Source organism: Nocardia sp. JCM 38205 (assembly GCF_058222935.1).
Genome location: NZ_JBYHFL010000001.1, coordinates 502751 through 523593, shown reverse-complemented (window position 1 = coordinate 523593; position 20843 = coordinate 502751). Strand labels below are relative to the sequence as shown.

The 20843-nt window shown below is 67.5% G+C and carries 14 protein-coding genes; 8 read left to right on the top strand and 6 right to left on the bottom strand.

Annotated elements, in window-relative coordinates:
• Positions 1-438: 438 nt before the first annotated feature.
• Entirely contained in the window at positions 439-1320 is an 882-nt protein-coding gene (locus AC4HOU_RS02430) for a phosphotransferase family protein (protein WP_280498833.1), read from the bottom strand.
• The gene (locus AC4HOU_RS02425) at positions 1317-2612 is read right to left on the bottom strand and encodes an NsdA family TPR-like regulatory protein (protein ID WP_324197306.1); all 1296 of its coding nucleotides are present in this window, start codon (positions 2610-2612) and stop codon (positions 1317-1319) included. The genes AC4HOU_RS02430 and AC4HOU_RS02425 overlap by 4 nt, the downstream gene beginning before the upstream one ends.
• 185 nt (positions 2613-2797) lie before the next feature.
• Between AC4HOU_RS02425 and AC4HOU_RS02420 the strand changes: the two genes are divergently transcribed.
• From AC4HOU_RS02420 to AC4HOU_RS02405, 4 genes are all read left to right on the top strand, one after another.
• Positions 2798-3139: a hypothetical protein gene (locus tag AC4HOU_RS02420; RefSeq protein ID WP_194990167.1), complete on the top strand. Its 342-nt coding sequence runs from the start codon at positions 2798-2800 to the stop codon at positions 3137-3139.
• A 110-nt stretch (positions 3140-3249) separates the two neighbouring features.
• Complete coding sequence (locus tag AC4HOU_RS02415; protein ID WP_324197305.1) at positions 3250-4230, top strand: Gfo/Idh/MocA family protein; 981 nt, start codon at positions 3250-3252, stop codon at positions 4228-4230.
• Positions 4231-4301: 71 nt separating this feature from the next.
• Positions 4302-5480 (top strand): DegT/DnrJ/EryC1/StrS aminotransferase family protein, encoded by a 1179-nt coding sequence (locus AC4HOU_RS02410; protein ID WP_228815094.1) that lies wholly within the window; start codon positions 4302-4304, stop codon positions 5478-5480.
• Positions 5477-5929, top strand: coding sequence for an NUDIX hydrolase (locus tag AC4HOU_RS02405; RefSeq protein WP_490724090.1), 453 nt, complete (start codon positions 5477-5479; stop codon positions 5927-5929). Before AC4HOU_RS02410 ends, AC4HOU_RS02405 begins: the two co-directional genes overlap by 4 nt.
• Positions 5930-6061: 132 nt before the next feature.
• On the opposite strand, the gene AC4HOU_RS02400 is transcribed toward AC4HOU_RS02405, so the two are convergent.
• On the bottom strand, positions 6062-6916 hold the full coding sequence (locus AC4HOU_RS02400) for a helix-turn-helix transcriptional regulator (protein ID WP_490724089.1): 855 nt from the start codon (positions 6914-6916) through the stop codon (positions 6062-6064).
• Between the two features lie 159 nt (positions 6917-7075).
• Between AC4HOU_RS02400 and AC4HOU_RS02395 the strand changes: the two genes are divergently transcribed.
• A complete protein-coding gene (locus tag AC4HOU_RS02395) occupies positions 7076-7801 on the top strand; it encodes an SDR family NAD(P)-dependent oxidoreductase (protein WP_195019520.1) in 726 nt (241 codons plus the stop codon).
• Positions 7802-8125: 324 nt separating this feature from the next.
• On the opposite strand, the gene AC4HOU_RS02390 is transcribed toward AC4HOU_RS02395, so the two are convergent.
• The 3 genes from AC4HOU_RS02390 to AC4HOU_RS02380 all read right to left on the bottom strand — a co-directional run bounded on the left by AC4HOU_RS02390 (position 8126) and on the right by AC4HOU_RS02380 (position 16474).
• On the bottom strand, positions 8126-14323 hold the full coding sequence (locus tag AC4HOU_RS02390; RefSeq protein WP_195019519.1) for a non-ribosomal peptide synthetase: 6198 nt from the start codon (positions 14321-14323) through the stop codon (positions 8126-8128).
• Positions 14324-14637: 314 nt separating this feature from the next.
• Positions 14638-15783: an LLM class flavin-dependent oxidoreductase gene (locus tag AC4HOU_RS02385; protein ID WP_195019518.1), complete on the bottom strand. Its 1146-nt coding sequence runs from the start codon at positions 15781-15783 to the stop codon at positions 14638-14640.
• A gap of 55 nt (positions 15784-15838) precedes the next feature.
• Positions 15839-16474 carry a TetR/AcrR family transcriptional regulator gene (locus tag AC4HOU_RS02380; protein ID WP_375139367.1) on the bottom strand — a complete coding sequence of 212 codons (636 nt, stop codon included), beginning with the start codon at positions 16472-16474 and terminating at the stop codon, positions 15839-15841.
• 95 nt (positions 16475-16569) lie between these two features.
• Between AC4HOU_RS02380 and AC4HOU_RS02375 the strand changes: the two genes are divergently transcribed.
• From AC4HOU_RS02375 to AC4HOU_RS02365, 3 genes are all read left to right on the top strand, one after another.
• The gene (locus AC4HOU_RS02375) at positions 16570-18126 is read left to right on the top strand and encodes a flavin-containing monooxygenase (protein WP_195019517.1); all 1557 of its coding nucleotides are present in this window, start codon (positions 16570-16572) and stop codon (positions 18124-18126) included.
• Positions 18127-18247: 121 nt separating this feature from the next.
• On the top strand, positions 18248-19621 hold the full coding sequence (locus tag AC4HOU_RS02370) for an FAD-dependent oxidoreductase (protein ID WP_163810824.1): 1374 nt from the start codon (positions 18248-18250) through the stop codon (positions 19619-19621).
• A gap of 203 nt (positions 19622-19824) precedes the next feature.
• Entirely contained in the window at positions 19825-20841 is a 1017-nt protein-coding gene (locus AC4HOU_RS02365) for a PP2C family protein-serine/threonine phosphatase (protein ID WP_194991440.1), read from the top strand.
• Positions 20842-20843 lie beyond the last annotated feature (2 nt).

Sequence of the window (20843 nt, the reverse complement as noted above, 5' to 3'; positions counted from 1 at the left end):
GCAACTGGTTGCTTGGTTTTGGGGACCGGGCCCCGTCGCTGCCTGGATCTGCTGCACACTGCGCGGAGGCGGAGCATCAAGCGACTCCAGTCCGTTTCGATTGGCACCGGATTCAGTTAGCGCCTCACGGTCTTCATGCGTGCGCGTTCTGCGGAGATCCGACATTGCGATCCTCCAGGAAGTCAGGCCCGGTGATCGAGCCGATGTGGAGTGACCATCCTCTCACCTCGACCCGTCGAGTCCTAATTCCTGACCAGACAGTCTCGGTGAGTCGCGGAACCTCGGCGCGTCGCCGGATTCGCCGACGAGGATCCGTGTAGATTGCGGCGCTGGCCAAGCTGGCTTACCCGATCTCGTGTGCTGTGCGGTGACGCGTTCGGTCCGCCCCGGGGGAGAGAGAGACTTTGTGTGGGGCCCGGAACCGCCGTCAGCCTTCCGCTACAGCGCGCACCACTGCCAAGGCTTTGGAATGCGCCCGCGTAGACAGGCGATGCGGTGGGCGGCTTCGGCTGCTGCGGCCCGGTTGTCGTGGGACAAGCTGATTGCGAAGGCGGTCCAGCGAAGCTCTTGAATGTCGGCGTAGATGCGGAATTCAGGTGTGGTGGTCATGTCATAGCCGCCGTACGCGGTGACGAAGGAGTCGTAGTCGTTGGCGTCGAGGCGAGTGAAGTCGGTGTGGTCGACGGCGAGTTGGACCAGGTCCCATTCGGGACGACCAACGGAGACCTTGTCGAGGTCGAGGAAAATCGGTGTTCCGGAGGCGGGTACGACGAGGTTTCCTTGCCAGGCGTCGCCGTGGATGACCGACGTTCGGTCCGTGGCGGGGAGCTGTTCGTATCGACGCCGAATGGCCTCGTAGTGCTCGGTCAGCCATTGCTGGTCGTCGTGACCGATGGTTGTGGCCGCGCGGATCCGGTCGGCGAGTCCTATGAACGGCTGGTATTCCGGCAGTTCGAAGGTGGTGGGTGGGTCTAGCGCGTGGAGACCGGCGAGGGCTGAGCCGAGTTCGGCGGGGGTGGCGGCGCGGTGGTCGCCGATCAGCTGCCACCAGGTGACAGGTCGATCGTCGACGACGATCGGTTGTGACAGCGCCTCGTCTGGCTCGACGGCGGGGATCCCGGAGCGGTTGAGCCAACGAGCGATTCGCAGTTCCCGTCGTGCGGTATCAGCGGTGCCAGGTTTGCCGATCCGGGCTATGATTCCGCCGCGCAGTTCGAAAATGTTGTGGGCGCCGGTACGGACCGGAATCGCGGTGGACGCGTCGAGGCCGACTAGGGTGGCGGCGCGTTCCAGAATAGTGGTTGCTGAAGACTGCGTCACAGGACGGTCTCGAGTTCCGGTAGCAGGGCGATCGCGTGACGGAGTTCGGCGACACCGGTGATTCTCCGGTGCGGCGTCGCGACCGCCGCGAGATTTCGCAGTTCGTCGCGGATGCGTTGCGAGTGGAATTTACTGGCGTCGGCGACAGCTTCCATGCCCAGTGTGGCCGCCGTTCGTGGCTCGCCCAGTTGCATGGTGAGGGTGGCGAGACGGGTGCGGGAGAAGGTTCGCGATCGGGGATAGTTCTCACCCTGCAGTTGGATGGCTTGCCGGATTCTGGGTGCGGCGAGGTCGATACGACCGCGTGCTATTGCGACTGGAATCAGGGCTTTGCCTGTGCTGCCAAGGTGCTCTGCCTGGTCGTAGTAGCACATCCACGGTGCGTCCTCGCTGGGCTCGCGAGCGGCGAAGTGCTCGTCGGCGCGTGCAACTTCGGATAGAGCCTCATCGGTGCGGCTCAGCGCCGACAGGAATTGCGCGCGCAGTGTGGCTAGCATCGCGCGGGTGGTGTCACTGAGTCGGTCGGAGCGGACCTGAGCCAGTTCGATCAGTGAGAGCGCGCCATCAGGGTTTCCGATGTATGCGGTCTTGCGGGCCATGTCGGCCAGCGTTGCAGCGCGCAGTTCCCAGGATCCTGCCGCGTCTGCACACCAGAGGGCGAATCGGAATCGTCGTTCGGCCTTTGTGTAGGCGGCGATATCAAAGGCGGAGTAGGCGGCGATCCCGCTGAGGTTTCCGAGGGCCTCACACAATGCCCGCCGCGTTTCAGGAGCAGCTTGGGCACGCAGCAGCGGGGAAAACACGCGAAGATGGTTCGCCGCGCTGTCGGTCGTCGATCCACCGCCGTGCAGGTTCTCCGTCGCTGCCGCTGCGACGACGGCACTCTGGATCTTGTCGACATCGGACCGACCCACGCGCACCATGGCTTTTATCCCAGACAGATAGTCGGGTGGCATCTGTTCAGGGTTGAATGGGCTGAATAAGTTGACCGCCAAAGCATCTCGGCGACTTTCTACGTCCTTCCGGCGGCCAGCAGAAAAGCCAAGTTCGGTTTCGGTCGCGTTCAGAACTGCACACAGGGCGCGACGGTAGTCCTTGCCAGGCCAGCGCACGACGCCCCGCTCATAGCGCGCAATCGTATGGGCGTCGAGTTCTCGGCGCCGGCCCGTGGTCCGCCACAGGTGGTCGTTGACCGCTTCAGCCAGTTCGGCACGAGTCATCGGCCGCCCCGGCATGGTCGGTGACGGGGTTGCTTCACGACACTGTTGCAGTTTCAGATTTGGAACCGACACGTTCGATCGCCTCCTAGGACGCGCCCAGTCTATCGACCCGCCGGATCCCGGAACCGATTCTCCATGATCTGCCCCGCAATCTGCCCTCCAGGAAGAGCTGGCAGCGCGCGAGGCTGGATGAACCGTTCGGCGAACGCGCCGAACCAGCTCAGGTCCTGGTTCGGCCTGGAGGGAGGGAGACATCGATGAAACCACTTGCGTACGGCTATCTGAGACTGGATGTCGCGGGCGAGAGCATCGGGGAATGCGAGAGGCGAATTCAGCAGTTCGTCGAGCGCCAAGGTTACGACTTAGGCATGGTGTTCCACGAGCGGACATACGGATGTGCTGCTCTGGATGCGCTCATCGCGGAACTACGTCGCGCGCAATGCCGCAATGTCGTCGTGCCCGATATCGAGCATCTCATCCGACAGACGGCTCTTCGACAAGCCGTGGAGACACGGCTGTGGTGCGAAGCAAGCGCGGGAGTGCTCGTCGCTAGGATGGCCGGCGACTTGGATCGCGAGTCGGTCGGAGTGATCCGGTGACGACCCTTAACTGTCCCCAAGGGGACACGACGCGCGCCTTCTCGAATGGCGCCGTTGAGTCCACCCACTGGTCATCATCTCTCGCGCAACGAGGGGGCCGAGCGGTACGCGTGGGAGTGATCGGATTGGGCAGGCAAGCGGTCGACGATCATCTGCCCGGCCTCGAATCCTGCGAGTCTGCCGAGCTCGTCGCGGTCTGTGACGAGAATCCCGAGATCGTTCGCGAGCACCAGTACCGGTTCCGCGTCCCCGGGTACACCGACTTCACCGCGATGCTGCGGTCCGAGCAGCTGGATCTTGTCGTTGTGTGCGTTCCGCACTGCGTTGGCCGCCGGGTGATCGAAGCCGCCGCCGAGCACCGCATCCACGTGCTCAAGGAAAAGCCATTCGCCACGTCCCTCGGCGAAGCCCGCGAGCTGGCGCGGTTGTGTGAGAAGTCCGGGATCGAACTGATGGTTACCGTGCAACGCCGCTTCAACCCGATCTACGTGAGCTTTCCTCAGCTGGCCGACCAGATCGGCACGCCATTCGTCATCGACGCGCGCTATACCCTGCACACCGCTGACCCATCCGAAGGCTGGCGCGGCGAAATCGCTACAGCTGGTGGAGGCTGCGTGATCGACATGGGTTATCACGTCATCGACCTGGTGCTGTGGTATTTCGGTCTTCCAGACCGCATACTCGCGGACCTGTCGGCCGCCGCACGACCGGACCGCAAGTACGATGCCGAGGACACCGCGCTCGTGCACTTCTCCTACGAGTCGGGCCTGTATGGATCGATTCTGCTCTCCCGTTTCATCGGTCCCAAGACCGAGGACCTGCGACTCGTTGGCTCCAAAGGCATGGTGCACCTCGAACGCGGACGCATCCGGCGACTCACCAACGACGGAAGAGTTGTCGAATCCTTGGTCCGTGAGCAATCCTGGCCGTCTGCGTCTGCCTCACAGATCGATTTCTTCCGACGGGTGATCGCGGGCGAACGGCCCAACCCTAGTGGGCCACGCCAGCACCTGGCCCACATGCGCTTCGTCACCGCCTGCTACCAATCCGCTCGCACCCAAGCCGCGGTTGACCCGAAGGAGCTTCGGTGAACTCATCGCTTGCCGTATTCGGAGGCGCACCTGCCGTCCACCGCCCGGCTCCACATTTCCAGTGGCCTCCGATGGACGGTCATACCCGCAATGCCGTACTGGCTCAACTCGATGAGACCATCTCGATCTACGACCGGTCCGGCGTCATCGCCGACCTCGAGGACGCTCTGGCCGCCTACTTCGGCACCAAATACGCCGTGCTCACGAGCTCAGGTACCGCGGGTCTGTACTCGATGTACGCCGCCTGCGGACTGAGCCCCGGAGACGAGGTCATTGTCCCCGCCTACACCTTCTTCGCGACCGCCACACCGCTGCTGCACCTGGGTGTCGTCCCAGTCCTCGCCGACTGTGACACAACGGGCAACCTCGACCCCCGCGAACTCCCTCAGCACATCACCGAGAAGACAAAAGCCATCGTCGTCACACACATGTGGGGCATGCCTGCGCAAGTCCGCAGCCTGGCCGGTCTCGCCCAGGTCTACGGGCTACAACTCCTCGAAGATGGCTCCCACGCCCACGGCACCACCATCGGCGATCAGAAGGTGGGCACAATCGGGCGCGCGGCCGCCTTCAGCATGAACGGCCCCAAACCGCTTTCGGCGGGCGAAGGCGGGTTCGTGCTCACCGACGACGAACACGTGTATTACCGTTTGCTCTTGCACGGCCAGTACAACAAACGCTGCCGCACCGAAATACCTGAACACCACGCCCTACACCGATACGCGATCACCGGAATGGGCCTCAAACACCGTATCCATCCTCTCGCCGCCACGATCGCCCTCGATCAACTCGCCCACCTCGAGGACTATCTCACCGGCCGCTGCCACATCGCCGCCCACATCGCAGACCGACTGGATGGCGTGCCCGGGATCGATGTGCCGCGCCCCAGCCCCGAAGTACGGCCGTCCTGGTATGGCATGGCATTGCGGTACCGCGGCGACGAACTCGGCGGGCTTCCTATCAAACGGTTCCACCAGGCGTTACTTGCCGAAGGCTGCGGCGAAGTCGATCGACCGGGCTCTACCTGCCCGCTCAATCTACTGGCGCTGTTCCAGTGCCCCGGTACTCTTTTTCCCGGAACCGTTGGTGAGTTCGCTTATCGGCCGGGCGAATTCCCGCGAGCGGAGCACCTGTTCCGAAACACGCTCAAACTGCCGGTATGGCACCGCGAACAAGACCTTCCCCTTGTCGACCAGTACCTCGACGCGATCGAGAAGGTCATCCACAACGCCCACACCCTGAAAGGATGAACAGCATGCCGACCCGTATCGAAGACCTCACGACCGAAGCGGAACGCGATGGAGTTCAGCAGCTCGTCGTGGGCGCGGTCGTCGAACACGATGGCCGGGTACTGCTCCTGCGCCGGCCAGGCGACGACTTCATGGGCGGCATCTGGGAACTGCCCAGCGGCAAGGTCGAATCCGGTGAAGGTCTCGAGCAGGCCGTCACTCGTGAGGTCGAGGAAGAGACAGGGCTCCGGGTCGCTGGAATCGGCCGCTATATCGGCAGTTTCGACTACCGCTCCGGCAGCGGAAAACATAGTCGTCAGTTCAATTTCGCCGTCGAGTGCGTCGCACCGGAACCTATCGGGCTTACCGAACATGACGCCTATACCTGGACCGCGCTCACGGAAGAACCCCCGGTCACCGAGGCCGTGAAACAGATTCTCGCTGTTTATCGGGATGCCGAGGGCGCGTGATCTTCCGGACTGCGCACAGATGGCCAATCGCTTCCCGGCAGGACGGCCCAGTTCGAGCCGTTCGGCGGCTCTGCTGGTGGCGGATCAGGGCCAGGACGGAGGTGATCCCGGTCGACCTCCATAAGCCCGAGGTCAGGCTCTGGGCTGCGTGAACTGCTCGGTCCCGGTGACCCGCAGCAGCTCGAGCGCACCGGCCTCGGGGGTGCCGGGGGCCGCCGAATACACGACGACGGTCTGGTCGCTGTCGGGCACCAGCAGGGTGTCGCAGTCCAAAGTGAGGCGTCCGAGGTCGGGATGAACGATGGTCTTGCGGCTGTTGCGGAGGTGTCCGGCACGGCGTTCGCCCCAGAGGCGTTCGAAGTGCGGGCTACCGGTGCGCAGTTCGGTGATCAGGCGTTCGAGCGCGGGGTCGGATGGGTAGCGGGCGCGGGCGGCGTGCAGGCTGGCCACCCAGGTGGTGGTGATGGTGTCGATGTCTTCGGGGGGCAGGACCACCCGGTTGGGTCCGGTGCCGAGGAAGGCCTGCCAGATGATGTTGCGGCGCGCCGGTGGCCAGCGGGAGAAATCGCCGAGCAGCGCCGCGGCCATCGGATTCCAGGCCAGCACATCGCTTTTGGCCGAGAGCACCAGTGCCGGTAGGTCCGCCATCCGGTCCAGCACGAGGCGCAGCACGCTCGCGCGTACCACCATCGCGATCCGGTCGGCGCCGGGCGGTTCGCTGCCCGCGAGCCGGAACAGCAGATCGCGATCGTCGTCGGTGAGCCGCAGCGCTCGCGCCAGCGCCGCCAGCATCGACGGGGAGGGCCGTGGCCCACGCCCCTGTTCGAGCCGGACCACATAATCGACGCTCATCCCGGCCAGCTGCGCGACCTCTTCCCGGCGCAGCCCCGACACCTGTCGGCGTGCGCCGGCGGGCAGCCCGACGTCTTCGGGACGGATCCGGGCGCGGGCCTGGCGCAGCAGTGCCGCGAGTTCGGAGCGATCCATCCATCGATCATCCCGCAGCGGACCGGGCATCGGGTGGTACTGCTGATCCCTGCCTACCGGCGCTGATCCGAAGGCGCACGACGGACGCCGGGGTGGTACCGCCGCTCCCAGGATCGAGCGGTCCTGCCCGCGACGCTGGCCGCGAATCACGCTGGAGGCATGAACGCGACGACGAAGACAACAGCCCTGGTCACCGGGGCGAACAAGGGGCTGGGCCGCGAAACCGTACGGCGGCTGGCCGAACTGGGGTGGCGAGTGTTCCTCGGCGCCCGTGACACCGAACGCGGACAGGCCGCCGCAGCCGAATTCACCGCGGCGGGCCACGATGTCTGCTTCGTGCCGCTGGATGTCACCTCCGCCGCATCGATCGCCGCGGCGGCGAAGTCGGTCGCCGAGCAGACCCCGCACTTGGATGTGCTGATCAACAATGCCGGTATCGGCGGACCGTGGGTCGGCCCCGCCGACACCGTCGCCGCCGATGTGCGAGAGGTCTTCGAGACCAATGTCTTCGGGCCGATCGAGGTCACCCATGCGTTCCTGCCGCTGCTGCGTGCCTCGGCCCAGCCGCGCATCGTCATGGTGTCCAGTGGCATGGGCTCGCTGGCCATCACCTCCGACCCGGCCCGGCTGGAATCGACCATGCCCGGACTCGGTTACACGGCCTCCAAAACCGCCCTCAACATGATCACCTCCCAGTACGCCCGAGCCCTGCCCGGCATCCAGGTGAACGCCGCTGACCCCGGCTACACCGCCACCGACCTGAACGGCAACAGCGGGCACCAGACCGTCACCGAGGGCACCGACGCCATCGTCCGGCTGGCCACCCTCGGCCCGGACGGTCCGACCGGCGGGTACTTCGACCGCGAGGGACCACTGCCCTGGTAGTCGATCGTTGGAACCCCACGCAGGGATGTCGGTGGAGGACCAGAAGCGATCGCGCGGTTCGGGCCCATCCGGCGCTGCCGGACGGACCCGATCCATGCAGCAGCGAAACCGCTTGGGGGAGTGGTGATTCACGTGGAACCGCGGATGCACCGCGTGCCAGTGCCCATCTCCGATCCCCTCGTGCAGGCTGTGCAAGCATGCATCGACTGCCAAAATCTGGCGGTGTCGGGACCGCGAGATCACCGTTCGCGCAGGTGAGCTCAGGTGGCGGGCCCCGTCACGGCGACCGAAGCCGGTAAACCCGCGAGTTCGTCACCGTGCACCTCAAACCGGCGTCTCGACGCGATCAGGCAGGTAGCCGGTAGCCATGAACGTCTCGACGAACGTGTCGATCACCGACCGATCGACCGTCGTGCACCTGATCCCGGTGCGCGCCAACGCCGCGACAGTGTGCTGATCGCCGTAATCGAGGTGCCGGGTCGGGCCGAGCCCGCTGGATCGCAGCAGTGCCGCACGGACCAGGGATTCGTCCCCGGCGGCTGCGCGCAGCGCCGATTCGCGTTCCAGAGCGTCGAGCACGGTCGACAGGTCCGTGGTCGAGATCGGCACCCCGTGATCACGCAGACTGCCGAAGATGTCGGCGAGGGCCACCGGCGTCTTGTTCACCAGGTGATAGACGTGCCGGGAGGGAGCATCCAGCGAGATCGCGACGATAGCGCCGACCACATAGTCCACTGGGACCAGCGAGACCGTCGCATCCGCGACCTCGGGTGCCATGCCCAACACCGCCGCCGCGCGTACCAGGCTCCACAGCGAGTCCGATTCGTTGTTGATGCCATGGGCTGCCGAACCGCACACGGTGCTCGGGCGGAAGATGGTCGCGGGGACGCCGCGGGCGATCGCCTGCCGAACCAGTTCCTCGGCAGCCCATTTCGAAGCGATATAGCCGCTGTCGGGCAGTTCGCCTGCGCGCAGGCGGATCGTCTCGTCGATGACATCGCTCGGAGCGGTCGCCGAGACCGCGGTGCCGATGGTCGACACGAAGTGCGTCGGCTTCACCCGTCCGGTGGTGGCCAGGCGCAATATCCACCGGGTACCTTCCACATTCGCCGCGCGCAGCCGGCTGTACGGTTCGACGTGGTTGACCCGCGCACCGTTGTGGTAGATCACGTCCACGTCCGCGGCGAGCCGGTCGAACTCGGCCTCGGTGAGGCCGAGCATCGGGGCGGCGAGATCGCCGGGCACCGCGACGATGCGATCGGCGAAGGCGTGCTCCCACAGCCGGTAGCGCTGTAGCGCCGATCTGATCCTGGCCGCGGCATCGTCGCGGTCACGTGCGCGAACCAGGCAGCGGACGGTGGCTTCGGTGCGGTCGAGCAGTTCCCGCAACAGATGCGCACCCAGATAGCCGGTCGCGCCCGTCACGAGGATGGTGCGGACCGGGCCCGGACGCACCGAACTGCGGCCGGCCGCATCGATATCGTCGTCGAGGACGGCGTCCACGGTGGGCGTGGGTATCGGTGTGGGCTCGGCGTTTCCTTCCAGCAGCGCGGCGAGGCCGCCGACCGTCGGGGTGGACAGCAGCGCCGACATCGGAACTCTGCGATCGATGCGGGCCGACAACCGTTGGTGCAGAGTGAATGCCAGCAGCGATGAGCCACCGAGTTCGTAGAAATCGTCGTCCACGCCGAGCGCATCGAGGCCGAGCACCTCCCGGAAAACCTCAGCGATCTGCTCTTCGAGCGGTGTCCGTGGCCGGGCGTAGGTGGTCACGGCGAGCACCGGCTCGGGCAGCGCCGCACGATCGAGTTTGCCGCTGGAATTCGTCGGCAACGCATCGAGCACCGTGATCGCGGCGGGAACCATATACATCGGCAGCCGTTGCGCCACCCGGCTGCGCAACGAACCGGGGTCGATGGCGGTGCCGGCCGCGGCGACGACGTAGGCGACGAGACGATCACCTGCGTCGGAGGGGCGCATGGTGACGACGGCTTGTGCTACCGCGGGCTCGGCGAGCAACGCCGTTTCGATCTCACCCAGCTCGATGCGCTGGCCGCGCAGCTTGACCTGGAAGTCGGTGCGGCCGAGGTACTCCAGCCGTCCGCCCGCGTTCCAGCGCACCAGATCCCCGGTCCGGTACATGCGCGCACCGGGTTCGCCGAGCGGGTGCGCGACGAATCGGCCGGCGGTGAGCTGAGCGGCCGCGTGATACCCGCGGGCGAGTTGTCCACCGGCCAAGTAGAGCTCACCCGTCACACCGACCGGCACCGGCCGAAGCCGCCCATCGAGCACGAGGACGTGACTGTTCCACTGCGGAACACCGATCGGAACCTGCGCGCCCACCAGGTCGGCCGAGGTGAGCTGATGTTCGGTGATGCTGACCGCCGCTTCCGTCGGCCCGTACAGGTTGTGCAGTTCGGCGTGGCAGCGGGCGGCGAAGGAGCGTGCGGTTTCCGGGGGCAAGGCTTCGCCGATGACGAACACCGCGCGAAGTGTGGCGAGGTCGGCCGGCTCGGCGTGCGCTGCGAACACCGTCAGCATGGACGGGACGAAGTCGGTGAGCGTGCAGCGATGCCGCGCGATCAGACGGCACAGCGCCGCCGGGTCGCGATGGTCCTCGGGCCCAGCGAGCACGAGCTCGGCGCCCGCCCACAGCGGCAGAAAATACCCCCACAACGACACGTCGAACGTCGCGGGAGTCTTCTGAAGATAACTGTCGGTGCGGTCGATGCGGTACCGATCGGTCATCCACGCGAGCTGATTGACGATGGCCGTGTGGCTGATGACCACGCCCTTGGGGCGGCCGGTGGAGCCGGAGGTGTAGATGACGTACGCGGGTTGCTCACCGTGCGTGCCGGCCACGCGCTCGGCATCGGAGATCGGGGCCGCGCTCAGCGACGACAACTCCAGCCCGTCGACGGCGTGCGCGGCCACACCGTCCGGTGCGGCGAAGCCGTCGGCAGAGGTGGTCAACACGCAACGCGGTGACGCGGATTCGAGCACATGCCCGATCCGCTCGGCCGGATGTCCGGGGTCGATCGGTACCCAGGCCGCGCCCGCCTCGACGATCGCGCAGAACGCCACCACCTGGTCGATCGAGCGGCGCATCGCGACGGCGACGATGTCCTCCGGCCCGACACAATGGCCGATCAACCAGCGCGCCAGCCGGTGCGTCCGGTCGTGGAGCTGCTGGTAGGTCACCGATTCCGTACCGCAGATCACGGCCACGGCATCCGGTGTCTGCCGCGCCCGTTGCCAGATGGGAGCCGTCAGTCGGTGCGCGCCGACCCGGCGCGCGTCGCCGGAGGACCACTCGCGCAGGGAAAGCCGGTCGGCGGGGCCGATGATGTCGAGCTCGCTCACCGGCGTCCCTGGACGGTCGGCGATCTGCTGCAGCAGATGCAGGTAGGTGTCGAGGAACCGTCGAACGGTCGACTCGTCGAAGAGATCTGTCGCATAGGTGAAGCGAACCGCGATGGGGCCGGGGCTTCCGTCGTCCGCCCGGGTGTCGACCACTGCGATGTGCAAATCTGTTTTCGACGTTCGCGTATCCACCTCGAAAGCGGAGAACTGGACCTCCGACAGCTCGAGTTCGGCTTCGGCGAAGTTCTGGAAGGCGAATCCCACTTGATAGAGGGGATGGCGACCGGGCGACCGGTTGGGGCCGACGGCGTCGACGACCTGTTCGAACGGCACATCCGAATGCGCGAAGTTGACCAGGTCGCGTTCACGGGTGCGGTCCAGCAATGCCGTGAATCGTTCGCCGGGATCGATGCGGGTACGCGAGACGGTGGTATTGACGAACATCCCCACCACGTCATCGAGCGCGGACTCGCCGCGGTTGGTCATCGGCACGCCGATCGCGATATCGGTCGACCCGGACAGCCGTGCCAGCATCACCGCCAGGGCGGTGCGCATCACCATGAAGACGGTCGCGCGATGCTTGCGCGCGACGGTGACCAAGCCGCGGTGCAGTTCGGCGTCGGCGATGCGCTGCACAGCCGAACCTTTCAGTGACGCCACCGCCGGTCGTGGACGGTCCATCGGAAGATCGAGGCCCTCGGGCAGGCCGTCGAGCTCCGCTGTCCAGTACGACAGTTGCCGTGCCAGCAGTGAATCGGGATCGTCCCGTCCGCCGAGCAGATCCTGATGCCACAACGCGTAATCGGCGTACTGGACCGGCAGTGGGCGCCACGCCGGAGCCGTGCCCGCGCAGCGTGCGGCGTAGGCCGCGGTGATGTCGCGCGCGAGCGGCGCCAACGACGATCCGTCGGCGCAAATGTGGTGCATGGCGCACACGAGGATGTATCCGTCGTCGGCGCGCAGCAATGCGACCCGAACCGGCACCTCGGCGGCGACATCGAAGCCGCGCCACAGCAATTGGTGGACTCGTTCGGAGACCTCTGCCGATGACGCGGCGGCCGCGACGGCGGTGACCGGAAGACCGATTTCGGCCGCACCCGGGTCGAGCACCTGCTGGAACGGTCCCGCCGCGTCGGCGGGATACCTGGTCCGCAGCGATTCGTGGCGGGCCAGGACATCGGCGAATGCCGCCCGCAACGCCGAGACATCCAGCTCGCCGGAGAGGGCGAGGGCGAAGCCCAGATTGTCGACCGCCGAGTCGGTGTCGAACTGGTTGCGCAGCCAGAACCGCACTTGCGCCGGCGACAGCGGCACGCGCTGCGGGCGGGCCGCGGCGCGCAACGGTGGACGAGACACGTCGAACACCTGGGTGCGCAACGCTTTCGCCAAGCTCGCCACCGTCGGGTGGTCGAACAGCAGCCGCGGCGGAATCCTGGTACCCCAGATATCGGTCAGCACCGCGGTGACCTGGGTGGCCAGCAGCGAATTGCCGCCGGCGGTGAAGAAGTCCGTTTCGGCTCCGATGCGCCGGCCGAGCACCCTGGCGAAGGCGTCGGCCACCAGATCCTCGCCCACACCGGAAGGAGCGCGATAGCCGGAGGCGGCAGTCGCGTCCGCGCGCAATGCCGCTCGGTCGGCCTTGCCGGAAGGCGTCGTCGGAATCGTGTCGACCAGGTGGATCGCGTTCGGCAACAGATGCCGCGGCAACAGCTCGGTCAAGGCATCCGACAATTGTGCCGCCTCGAGCGTACGGCCAGGTTCCGGCTGCACGAACGCCGCCAGGATCGTCTCACCGGACGCCGAGCGGAAATCGACGGTCACCGCGGTCCGGACTCCGTCCAGCCGGGTCAGCGTCGCGTCGATCTCACCCAACTCGATGCGTGCGCCGCGTACCTGGATCTGGTCGTCGACCCGGCCGAGATACTCGAATTCGCTCCCGGCTGTTCGTCGCACGAGATCACCGGTGCGGTACATCCGTTCGCCCGGCGCGCCGTAGGGATCCGGGACGAATCGCTGCGCCGTCAGACCGCGGCGCTCGTGGTAGCCGCGCGCGACCGACGGACCGGAGACGTACAGCTCGCCGATCTGGCCTTCGCCCACCAGTCGTAGTCGTGAGTCCAGGGCATAGCAGCGGGTGCGGCCGATCGCCGAGCCGATGCTCACGGGTCGGCCAGGGAGCAGCGGATCGCTCATGGTCGCGACGACCGTGGTCTCGGTGGGGCCGTACGCGTTGTAGAACTGCCGGCCCGCATCCGCCCACTCGCGGACCAGACCTGCCGGGCACGGCTCACCGCCTACGACGACGACCCGCAGCGAATCCAGCCCCGCGGGATCGAGGGAGGCCAGGACGGAGGGCGTCAGGAACGCGTGCGTGACGCCGGTCGTAGCGATGAGGCTTGCCAGTTCGTTGCCGCCGATGATCGACGGGGACGCGATCACCATGGTGGCACTCGATCCCACAGCGAGCAGGAGCTCGAGGATGGAGGCGTCGAAGCTCGGCGAGGCGAAGTGCAGTGTGCGAGCGTCGGCGGTGACGCGGTACCGCTGGGTGAGCTCCGCGCACAGCTCGGCGAGCCCGCTGTGGGAGACCTCGACGCCCTTGGGTTGCCCGGTGGATCCGGAGGTGTAGATGACATACGCGATATTGGCGGCGCCGAGGCGAGTGGGCCGGTCCTGATAGGACACAGCGGCGGTGGACTGGGCCGCGATCTCGGCCATTGCCGAGGCGTCGTCGAGGACCACCCAGGCGATATCGGCCGGGAGTTGGTCGTGCGCCGAACGATCGGTGATTCCCAGGACGGCGCCGCAGTCGTCGAGGAGATAGTCGATGCGATGGGCGGGGTAGCTCGCGTCGACCGGCACGAAGGCGGCGCCGGTCTTGGCCACGGCCCACACCGCGATGATCGACTCGACCGAGCGCGACAGAACTATCGCGACCGTCGACTCCGGGCCGGCTCCCCGGGACAACAGCATGCGAGCCAGCCGGGTGGATTGTTCGTCCACGTCGCGGTAGCGAAGAGCGACGTCTCCGCTCACCACGGCGATGCCGTCGGGGTCTCGCTCGACCGCCGTGGTCAACAGCGTGGCGAGGGTGCGCGACGATCCAGCCGAGCGGCGACGTGTTCGTGGATGCGGGCTGGTCGGGGTGCTACTGCTCAAGTTCATGTCCTGTCAAGCGCCGTGGAGCTGGCTCATGCTAGGACGGTTGCTGCGGCGTTACCGTGGGTGGGAAATGAGCAGTGGCAGCCGGCTGCGCCGACCCGCGTGCACACGGTGCGTCGTTGCGTGTGCTGCCGGAATCGGGGGGTGGACGCACCCGCGAAATCGCTGTCCCCCCTGGTGAAATGGGGTGAGGTCGCCGGGGATCGTGGTGGCATTTCGCCGGATTCGGTCTCCCCGCGGTGCGGATCAACCGGCCGTCGATACGAGACGGCAGTCGGTGCACATCTGCACCGACCGCCGTTCCCGGCCCCTCAGCTACTGGCCGAGGCCGCGAAAGGTGTCCCGGTGGACGCGAATTCGCGCCGGTTCGGATGCCGCCACAGCCCCTTGCGTTCCAGGATCGGCAGCACCCCTTCGCCGAACCAGTACGCCTCTTCCAGATGCGGATAGCCGGACAGGATGAAGTGGTCGATGCCGAGCCTGGCGTATTCGGCGATCCGCTCGGCCACTTCGGCGTGGGAGCCGACCAGTGCGGTGCCCGCACCGCCGCGCACCAGTCCGACACCGGCCCAGAGATTGGGCGCGATCTCGAGCCGGTCGGTGCGCCCGCCGTGCAGTTCGAGCATCCGCCGCTGCCCCTCGGACTCACTGCGCGCGAGATTGGCCTGCACCCGTTCGACGTCGGCCGGATCGATACCGGCGAGCAGCCGATCGGCCTCGGCCCAGGCTTCCTCGGACGTATCGCGGGTGATGACGTGGATGCGCAGCCCGAAATCGAGCCTGCGTCCCCGCTCGGCGGCCAGCCCGCGGATCCACTCGAGCTTGCGGCTCACCGCCAGCAGCGGCTCACCCCAGGTGAGATAGGTGTCGGCATACCGGGCGGCCACCGGGCCCGCCGGTGCGGAGGAGCCGCCGAAGAAGATCGGCGGCACCGGGTCGGGACGATTGTTGAGCAGCGCTTCGCGCACCTGGATGTGCTCGCCGTCGAAGCTCACCGGCTCGGCCGAGGTCCACAATTGCCGGACGACATCGAGGAATTCGCCGGTGCGGGCATAGCGCTGGGTCTTGTCGAGGAAATCGCCGTAGGCCTGCTGCTCATGCGGTTCGCCGCCGGTCACCACGTTCAGCAGCAGCCGTCCACGCGAATGGCGCTGGAAAGTGCCCGCCATCTGCGCGGCCAGGGTGGGGCTGATCAACCCGGGCCGGAACGCGACCAGGAACTTCAAGGTCTCGGTGGTCTCGACCAGCATGGCGGTCGTCAGCCAGGCGTCCTCGCACCACGCGCCGGTCGGGGTCAGCACAGCTTCGAAGCCGTTGTCCTCGGCGGCGGCGCCGATCTGATTCAGATAGCGCAGGCTGGCCGGCCGGTCACCGGACATGGCGGTACCGTGACCGCCCGCGATGAGACCGCGGGAGTCGCCGTAGGTGGGCAGGAACCAATGAAACGACAGGCTCATCCGCTCATCGTCGAATGCGGGCAGCGCCGCGTCACGGGTTGCAACCAGCGCGGTTTTAATCCGGCTGCACGACGCTCACATAGGCGGCCAGGAACCCGAACAGGCCCGCACTGTGCTCGATGATCTGCTCGGCATCGAAGTCCAGTTCGCCGTCCAGCCAGCGCCGCAGCACCTCGAACAGGCCACCGACGGCCAGCGTCGATCCCAGATGGGCCACCGCGATGGTGGATTCGGCCAGATGCAGGTAGCGCCGGGCATGGGCGAGCACCAAGTCGGTGAACCGGGTCATGATCTCGCTGCGCAGCTCGCGCATGACCGGTTCGGCCGCGGATTCGATGAACAGGATCCGCGCCATCACCGGATCGTCGGCGATCATCCGGACGAACGCACCGACCGTCGCCCTGGCCACTTCATCCGGTGCGGCCCCATCGGCGGGTGCGGCCAGTTCCACCTCGCGGCGCAGGATGGATTCCAACTCCACCGCCACCGCGCGCAGCAGCGCGTCGCGGTCGCTGAAGTGCTGATAGAAGTACCGCGAGGTCAGCTTGGCCTCCGCGCAGACGGCCGTGACCGTGGTCTCGGCGGCGCCGCGGGTGCCCAGCAGTAGGGTGGCGGCCTCGATCAACCGGGCGCGACGTTGATCGTGTCGCTGCTCGGCGGTCAGGCCCCCGTAGACGCGTGCTGGACTCACGGCCGACATTCTGTCATGATTCCAGGCATCTGACTAAGTGTAAAGTCAGATGGAACTCGGACGAAGGCGTCCGGGTGCGACCAGACGAGGAACTCATGACGCGGCATGTCGACGTATTGATCATCGGCGCTGGCCTGTCCGGAATCGGCGCGGCCTGCCATCTGGCCAAGGAGCAGACCGGACGCAGCTTCGCCATCCTGGAGCGGCGCACCGCCATCGGCGGCACCTGGGATCTGTTCCGCTACCCGGGCATCCGCTCCGATTCGGACATGTTCACCTTCGGCTACGGCTTCCGGCCCTGGACCGGGACCAAGGTGCTGGCCGACGGCCCGAGCATCCGCCGCTACGTCGAGGAGACCGCCGCCGAATACGGCGTCACCGAGCACATCCGCTTCGGCCGCAAGATGGTGAAGGCGAGCTGGTCCAGCGAGGCCGGCCAGTGGACGGTCGAAGCGCTCAACGAGGAAACCGGCGAGACCGAGATCCACACCAGCAATTTCCTCATCGGCTGCACCGGCTACTACGACTACGACAAGGGCTACCAGCCCACCTTCCCCGGTCAGGAACGCTTCGGCGGCCGGCTGGTGCACCCGCAGCACTGGCCCGAGGACCTGGACTACACGGGCAAGCGCGTGGTCGTCATCGGCTCCGGCGCCACCGCGATCACGCTGATCCCGGCCATGGCACCCGATGCCGAGCACGTCACGATGCTCCAGCGCTCGCCCACCTACATCGCGGCCATCCCCAGCGACGACCCGGTCTCGGTCGGATTCAACGCCGCCCGCATTCCCGCCGCGCTGACCTACAAGCTGGGCCGCGCCCGCAACATCGCCCTGCAGCGCGCCACCTACGAGCTGTCGCGCAAGCAGCCCGACGTGGCCCGCAAACTGCTGCTGTCGGCGGTGCGTCTCGCGGTCGGCCCGAATGTCGACATGCGCCACTTCACGCCGAAGTACAACCCGTGGGATCAGCGGCTGTGCGTGGTGCCCAACGGCGACCTGTTCAAGGTGCTGAAGTCGGGTGAGGCCTCGATCGTCACCGACACCATCGAGACCTTCACCGAGACCGGCATCAAACTCTCCTCGGGCGAGGAGCTGCCCGCCGACATCATCATCAGCGCCACCGGCCTCAACGTGCAGATGCTCGGCGGCGCGGCCCTCGAGGTCGACGGCGAACCGGTGGCCACCCGGGATCGCGTGCTCTACAAGGGTGCCCTGCTCGAGGGCGTGCCCAACGCGATGGTCGTGCTCGGTTACACCAACGCCTCCTGGACGCTGAAGGCCGATCTCGCCGCCGAGTACTTCTGCAAGCTGCTGAACTACATGCGCGACAAGGGCTTCACCCAGGTCGTTCCGCGCGCCGACGAGGCCGATCGGTCCACTGATTCGCTCATGGGCGGCGCCCTGACCTCGGGCTACATCCAGCGCGGCGACGGCGTCATGCCGCGCCAGGGTGCGCGCGGGCCGTGGAAGGTGATCAACAACTACTACCGCGACCGCGCCTACCTGCGGAACAGCCCCGTCGAGGACGACGCGCTCGAATTCACCGACGCCTCGGGCGGTACGGTGACCGGTCTGCGGTCGTCCAGCCCGCGCGGTGTGCTCGGCAAGGCCGCCGAACGGCTGCCGCTGATCGGTACGCGCACGGCCTGATTCGATATCCGGCGCCGGTCGCGTCCTGCGGGAGGCGGCCGGCGCCGTCGTGCGCGCGCACCATCCACCGGTGGCACGCCGAATGCCGTCGACGGCAGCGCCCGCTCGGTAGCGTGGCCGTATGAGCGAGCGACTGGTGATCATCGGCGGTGACGCGGCGGGCATGTCGGCCGCCTCGCAGGCGCGCCGGATGCGCGGGCCCGGCGAGTTGTCGATCGTCGTGTTCGAGCGCGGGCATTTCGCCTCCTACTCCGCCTGCGGCATTCCGTACTGGGTGGGCGGCCATGTCACCGATCGCGATGCGTTGATCGCGCGCACGCCGCAGGAGCATCGGGCCCGCGATATCGATCTGCGCATGCGCACCGAGGTGGTCGACATCGATATCGATCGGCGCCGGGTGCGCGCACGTGAGCTGGATTCGGGCGCCGAATCCTGGACCGACTACGACAAACTCGTCCTCGCCACCGGCGCCCGCCCCATTCGCCCGCCGCTACCGGGCATCGACGCCGAGGGCGTGCACGGCGTGCAGACCCTCGACGACGGCCAGGCGCTCATCGATACCCTCGAACGCGCCGAGAGCAGGCGCGCGGTCGTGGTCGGCGCCGGCTACATCGGGGTCGAGATGGCCGAGGCGCTGATCAACCGCGGCTTCGAGGTCACCCTGATCAACCGCGGTCCCGAGCCGATGTCGACGCTGGATCCGGACATGGGCGCGCTGGTGCGCACCGCGATGGGCGGCATGGGCGTCAAGGTCGTCGGCAACGCCGAGGTCACCGCCATCGGCACCGATGCCGCAGGCCGCGCGCGCTCGGTCGTCACCGCACAGGCCGAATATCCCGCCGACGTGGTGGTTCTCGGCATCGGCGTGCGGCCGGAGACCACCCTCGCCGAGGCCGCGGGACTGCCGCTGGGCGAACACGGCGGCCTGCTGACCGATCTGTCCATGCGGGTGCGCGGCCGTGACGACATCTGGGCCGGCGGCGACTGCGTCGAGGTGCTCGACCTGGTCTCCGGCGTCGACCGGCACATCGCCCTCGGCACCCACGCCAACAAACACGGCCAGATCATCGGCGCCAATATCGGCGGCGGCTACGCGACCTTCCCCGGCGTGGTCGGCACCGCGGTGAGCAAGGTCTGCGATCTCGAGGTGGCGCGCACCGGACTGCGGGAGAAGGACGCTCGCGCCATCGGCCTGCAATACGTGAGCGTCACCATCGAATCGACCAGCCGCTCCGGCTATTTCCCCGGTGCCGAACCGATGACGGTGAAGATGCTTGCCGAACGCCGCACCGGCCGGCTGCTCGGTGTGCAGATCGTCGGCCGGGAGGGTGCGGGCAAACGCGTCGATATCGCCGCGGTCGCGCTCACGGCCGGGCTGACCGTCGAGCAGATGACGGCGCTGGATCTCGGATACGCGCCGCCGTTCTCGCCGGTCTGGGACCCGGTACTGGTGGCAGCGCGCAAAGCCGTCACAGCCGTGCGCGAGCGCGGCTGATCCGCCCGGAATACCGCGCGGACCCATCGTGGCGATCTGTGGGCACACCCGGTCACCGCTCCCGTACTATCGTCGATCGACAACCATGATCAGAAGGGGGGCGCGGTGCAGCCTGGGGAATCGGTGAACAGCCGCAGGGACAGCAGGGGTTTACCACTGCGTGGACGACGTGCCGGTGGCGCGGCGCGCGCGGCGGTGCGCAGGTGAGCCCGGAAGCCGGTGCGGGCCTGGGCAGCTCGGAGTTTCTGACCACCCCGATCCCCGCGCCCGCGCAGACCCCCGAGGCGGGCGGAGGTGCGGAGCAGGTGCGGCGCGTCGCCTTACCGCACGCGGAGGCCGCGGCCGAGCCGGACCCGCGACCGGCCCATCCCGGTCGCGCCCATGTGCCCGGCCCGCCGGACCGGTTCGAGGCCGACCTCGGCGCCGTCGCGCTGGTGACCGATCGCGGTGTGGCACACGCACGTAACGAGGACGCGGTGGCCGCGGGCGTAGGGGTGCCCGCGCCCGGCCGTGCGCCCGCCACGGTGGCCGTGGTGTGTGATGGCGTGTCGTCGTCACCGAATCCGCAAGCCGCGTCCGGCACCGCCGCACGCACCGGCGTCGACGCCTGCCTGGCCGCGCTGGCCGAGGGCAGACCCGACGACGAAGCGGCCACCGCGGGCCTGGCCGCCGCCGTGGCCGCGGTCCGCGCTATCGCCGCGATCGACGGCGACTCACCCTCGTGCACCTACGTCGGCGCCATCGTGCACGACGACGGCGCAGGCAACGCCACGATCACCGTCGCCAACGTCGGCGACAGCCGCGCCTACTGGCTGGTCCCCGGTGACACCGACCACGACGCCGAACCCGCCTCCCGGCGGCTCACCTTCGACGACTCCTGGGCCCAGGCCCTCGTCGACGCCGGTGCCATGGACGAAGCCGCCGCCATGAACGACCCGCGCGCGCATACCTTGCTGCGCTGGCTCGGCGCCGACTACGACCAGCAACCGTGGTCGACCCGCAGCGTGCAGAGCTTCCGGTGCGCCGGCCCCGGCGTGCTGCTGCTGTGCAGCGACGGACTGTGGAACTATCTGCCCGATCCCGTCGCGCTGGCCGCGATAGCCACGGCGAAGCCGCCCGCCCTCGCGGCCAGGGATCTGGCCGATTACGCGGTGGCGTGCGGCGGCGGCGACAACATCACCGTGGCGCTGGTACCGGTGGGTGGTCCTGGACCCACCTGAGC